Annotated in this window: 1 protein-coding gene; it reads right to left on the reverse strand. The window is 63.2% G+C overall.

The features are described from left to right. On the reverse strand, window positions 1–1,645 hold a 1,645-nt coding region (locus AC1D1X_RS22755), incomplete at both ends, for a YhdP family phospholipid transporter (protein WP_477699270.1).

Genomic DNA, 1,645 nt, shown 5'->3' on the forward strand with positions numbered 1-1,645 from the left:
CATAGTGGCGCACCCGGTCCGGCAATACCAGCGGCAAATAACGGTGTACCCGCTCGCCATCACCGCGGCTCAAAACGCCCTGCAGATCCAGCACACCCGGGAATCGGGGATCTGCTGCATCTCCGGCAGGCGGCTTGCCGGAAACCACATCGTCGGTATGCCATGCGGCTTGCGCTTCTCCCTGCGCGTCGGCATTGGCAAATCGCAGGTTGTTCAGCTGCGCTTCGATTTTCCGGCCCGCAAACTTCCATTGCGTCTCGGCGGAAAGCTGGTCAAACGGCACCAGCGAATCCTCAAACACGCCCGGCAGGTCGAGCGAGCCGTTGAGTATCTTGACCCCGGCCCGTCCACCCGCTTGCGTCAGGTCAAAGTCAATGGTGGCGCCGCTGATTCCCGGCCTGCCAGGCTTGGGATGCACTGACGCTGGGCTGGGCGGTGCGGGCAGGGCAGCAATACTCAGCCCGGCGACGCGTCCTTTTGCGGCGTAGGCGGCAGGGGCATCCAGCGGTCCCTGCCAGCGAGCCTCAACGCTTTCGACCAGTCCCTTCGGGGCAAATGAAGCGATCAGCCCATGGACGGGAGCATCAAGCGGCAGGCGATTGGCAATCTGTGCGAGCGCTGCAAGATCGAGCTTGTCTGCCTTGAGTTCGGTGTGCTGCGCAACGCCGGCCTCGTCCCCTGTGTGCACCAGCGCCACGTTGCCGCCTGGCCACTGCAGGCCGTCGCGGGTACGAAAGCGCAGGCCTTCGGTATTGAAATCAAAACCATTGGTACGCTGACCGCCACCCACACGCCCGGCGACAAAATCAAAGGCCAAAGGCTGCAGCTTGGCACCCAGACGGGCGTCTACATCCTGCAACGCCACATCGGCCGTGCCGCCAGTCACCCGGCCCTGGGAAATATCTGCCCAAGCGCGAAGCGCGCCATTCCCGCGTGTCAGCTCAATGCCCAGTGCGTCCAGGTTGAGGTACGGTTTGATGCGGGACGCATCCACCCGGTCGAACCCGGCAAATAGCTGGCCTGTCCAGGCATCAAAATCACCGGCGCTGCTTGACAGCAGCGATTGGCGGAATATGCCCCTGACAGTGAAACGGTCACCCCATTCTGCAGGGGGTGTGGCATCCAGACGCATGAGGTGGCGCCGCCGCGTATTGCGCATCACCCAGTCAACCTGCGTCAACGCCAGGGGTGGTGCCGGATTCATTTCATCTGTCCAGCGCACGGTGCCGCCTCGCATGACAAACTCGGTCTGCGAGAAGAACCAGTCGGCAGCGGCGCTCTCGCCGGCCGCCCGGTCCTGCGAAACATCGAGGCCGCCGACATAGATCTTTCCGTCAGCGGTTCGCCGTATGTCCAGCTCGGGCTTGTCGATGTAAAGCTGCTCGAAGCCCAACCCCCAGATCGAAGAGGCGGACAGGGCGCCGAGAATCACCGGCAGCCGCAGGGCCTCGCGCCCCTGGGCGTCGAGCAGGGTCACGTCGCGCAACTCGAACGACGGAATCATCCCTTGGGAATGTGCGGTGATTCCACCAATGCGAACAGGCACCCCCAAAGCCTTGCTGGCCTCTATTTCCAGGCGCGGACGAAACTCCCCGATTCGCGGCACAATCCAGCCATGCAGCACGAACCAGGTCAGGCCAAAGAG

The sequence above is a fragment of the Polaromonas sp. P1_G4 genome (genome assembly GCF_056405475.1).